Annotated in this window: 1 protein-coding gene; it reads right to left on the bottom strand. The window is 71.0% G+C overall.

Annotation, left to right across the window (positions count from 1 at the left end):
- A partial coding sequence (locus AB0B96_RS40765; RefSeq protein ID WP_362907671.1) for a beta-ketoacyl synthase N-terminal-like domain-containing protein occupies nucleotides 1-3473 on the bottom strand: 3473 nt, incomplete at its 3' end.
- Nucleotides 3474-3506 lie beyond the last annotated feature (33 nt).

The raw sequence follows: 3506 nt of genomic DNA, 5'->3' as shown, positions 1-3506 counted from the left end.
GGGCCGTACTCCAACCCGCTCGCGGCGAGCCCTTCGTACACCCCGTCCAACTCGATCACCGACGCACCCCGCGGCGGCCACACCTCCGTCTCGAAACGCGTGACGACCTCGCCACCGGTCCCCGTGACCTGCCCTCGGTCTTCCCCGACGTGACCACCGCTCGCCAGCACACCCGAGGCATGCCGCACCCAGCCATCGTGATCACCGGCATCGGCCGGCCGGGCATGGACGCTCACCTCACGCCGCCCGGACTCGTCGGCCGACCCCACCCGCACCTGCACCGCGACCGCGTCGTCCTCACCCAGCACCAGCGGCGTGGTCAGGGTCAGCTCCTCGACCAGGTCGCAGCCGACCTGGTCACCCGCGCGGATCGCCAGCTCCAGGAAGCCGGTACCCGGGAAGATCACCATCCCGCCCACCGCGTGATCCGCCAGCCACGGATGCGACCGCAGCGACAACCGTCCCGTCAGCAGCGCGTCACCGGAATCGGCCAGGCCCACGGCCGCGCTCAGCAGCGGATGGCCCGCCGCCTCCTGTCCCAGACCGCGAGCATCCGCGATTCGCCCGACACTCGGCCAGAACCACTGGTGCTGGAAGGCATAGGTCGGCAGCGCCACCCGGCGCCCGCCCGCGAGCACCGCCTCCCAACTGATCGCCACGCCACGCACGTGCAGCTCGGCGAGAGCCGTCATGATCGCCGACTGCTCGTCCCGGTCCCCGCGCAGCACCGGCACCGCCACCGCGCCCGTTTCACCCGCGAACGCGACAGAAGAGCCCTCGGCCCTCGGATCGGAACCGGCAAACTCGGCGATGGTGTCGGACGCCATCGCGGCGAGCACCCCGTCGGGGCCCAGCTCCAGATACGCCCGAACCCCCTGAGCGTGCAGCGTACGGACGCCGTCGGCGAAGCGAACCGCGCCACGCACCTGCTCCACCCAGTACTCCGGCGAACACAACCACTCCGCACCGGCCACCTGCCCGGTCAACGTCGACACGACCGGAATCCGCGGCGCACCGTAGGTCAGCGACCCCGCCACCACCCGGAACTCCTCCAGCATCGGATCCATCAGCGGCGAGTGGAACGCGTGCGACACCCGCAACCGCCTCGTCCGCACCCCACGCTCCTCCAAGGCGGCGGCCACCTCCAGCACCACCTCCTCCACCCCGGAGACCACCACCGACGCGGGACCGTTCACCGCCGCGACCGACACCTCCTTCTCCCGCCCCACCAGCAGCTCGGCGACCTGCTCCTCGGAAGCCGCCACCGCCACCATCGCCCCACCGGCAGGCAGCGCCTGCATCAACCGCGCCCGCGCCGCCACCAACACACACGCGTCCTGCAGCGACAACACCCCCGCCACATGCGCCGCCGCGATCTCCCCGATTGAATGACCGGCCAGCACATCGGGCCGGATCCCCCACGAGGACACCAACCGGAACAGCGCCGTCTCCACCGCGAACAGCGCAGGCTGCGCCCACCCGGTCCGATCCAGCAACCCTGCCTCAACCGACCCCGGCTCGGCGAACACCACCTCACGCAACGAGCGCCTCCGGTAATGCTCGGCCGCCTCGCTGTCCGGCTCCCCCTCGAACTTCTCCAGCAGCGGATCCAGCTTCGCGATCACCTCGTCCAGCGCCGTCGCGAACACCGGGAAACGGTCGTACAGCTCCCGGCCCATCCCGGCGCGCTGGCTACCCTGACCGGTGAACAGGAACGCCAGCCGCGGCTCGCCTCCGGCCACCCCGCGCACCACACCCGCACCCGGCAGGTCCCCGGCCAGCGCACCCAGCCCGGCCGACACACTCTCACGGTCGCCGACCACCACCGCCCGATGCTCGAACGCCGACCGCGTTGTCGCCAGTGAGAACGCCACATCGGCCAGCCCCAGACCGGGCTCACCCTCCAGGAACGACGCCAACCGCCCGGCCTGCGCCCGCAACGCCTCCGCCGTACGACCCGACACCACCACCGGCAGCACGCCCGCAGGTGCCTCGCTCCGCGAAACCTCTTCGGGTTCCGGCGCCTCCGGCCCCTGTTCGATGATCACGTGCGCGTTGGTGCCGCTGATCCCGAACGACGACACCCCCGCCCGCCACGGCCGCTCCACCTGCGGCCACCGCGTCGGCTCGGTCAGCAACCTCACCGCACCGGCCGACCAGTCCACATGCGACGACGGCGCGTCCACGTGCAACGTCCGAGGCAGCACCCCGTGCCGCATCGCGAGCACCATCTTCATCACACCCGCCACACCCGCAGCCGCCTGCGTGTGCCCGATGTTCGACTTGATCGAACCCAACAGCAGCGGCCGATCCTCCGGCCGATCCTGACCGTAGGTGGCGAGCAGCGCCTGCGCCTCGATCGGGTCACCGAGGGTGGTGCCGGTCCCGTGCGCCTCCACCACGTCCACGTCGGCCGACGACAGTCCGGCGCCGGCGAGCGCCTGGCGGATCACCCGCTGCTGCGAAGGACCGTTCGGCGCGGTCAGGCCGTTGGACGCGCCGTCCTGGTTCACCGCCGACCCGCGCATCACCGCGAGCACCTCGTGGCCGTTGCGGCGCGCGTCCGACAGCCGCTCCAGCACCAGCACCCCGATGCCCTCGGACCAGCTCGTGCCGTCCGCCGCGTCGGCGAACGCCTTGCACCGCGCGTCGCCGGCCAGCCCGCCCTGCGCACTGAAGTCGATGAACGCACCCGGCGACGCCATCACCGTCACACCACCGGCCACCGCGAGCGAGCACTCACCCGAACGCAGCGCCTGCGCCGCCAGATGCATCGCCACCAGCGAGGACGAGCAGGCGGTGTCCACCGTCATCGCGGGACCTTCCAGCCCCAGCGTGTACGAGATCCGCCCCGACAGCACGCTCCCCGCGTTGCCGGTACCGAAGAAGCTCATCACATCCGGCGGGAACTCCACGCTGGACGCGTAGTCGTGATACGACACTCCGGCGAACACGCCGGTGCGGCTGCCCTTCAGCGAGATCGGGTCCATGCCCGCCCGCTCGATCGCCTCCCAGGTGGTCTCCAGCAGCAGGCGCTGCTGCGGGTCCATCGCGAGCGCCTCACGCGGCGAGATCCCGAAGAACCCCGGATCGAACTCCCCGGCCTCGTGCAGGAAGCCACCCTCACGTACGTAACTGGTGCCGGGCCTCTCGCGGTCCGGGCTGTAGAAAGCGGCCAGATCCCAGCCGCGCGTCGTCGGGAACGACGAGATCCCGTCCCCGCCCTCGGCCACCAACCGCCACAGATCCTCCGGCGAGGACACCCCGCCCGGATAACGGCATGCCATGCCCACGATCACGATCGGGTCGTCGGCCACCGGCATCACGGACGCGGGGATGATCACGTCGGCTCGCTCGCCGAGCAGCTCACCCAGCAGGAACTCCGCCAACACCACCGGAGTCGGATAATCGAACACCAACGTCGCCGGCAGCCTCAGCCCGGTCGCCGCGTTCAACCGATTACGCAACTCCACCGAGGTCAACGAGTCGAAACCCAACTCCCGAAA

It is taken from the genome of Streptosporangium sp. NPDC049046 (assembly GCF_040649155.1).
In the GTDB taxonomy this organism is placed as follows: Bacteria; Actinomycetota; Actinomycetes; order Streptosporangiales; family Streptosporangiaceae; genus Streptosporangium.
This window is presented reverse-complemented; position numbering and strand designations above follow the sequence as displayed.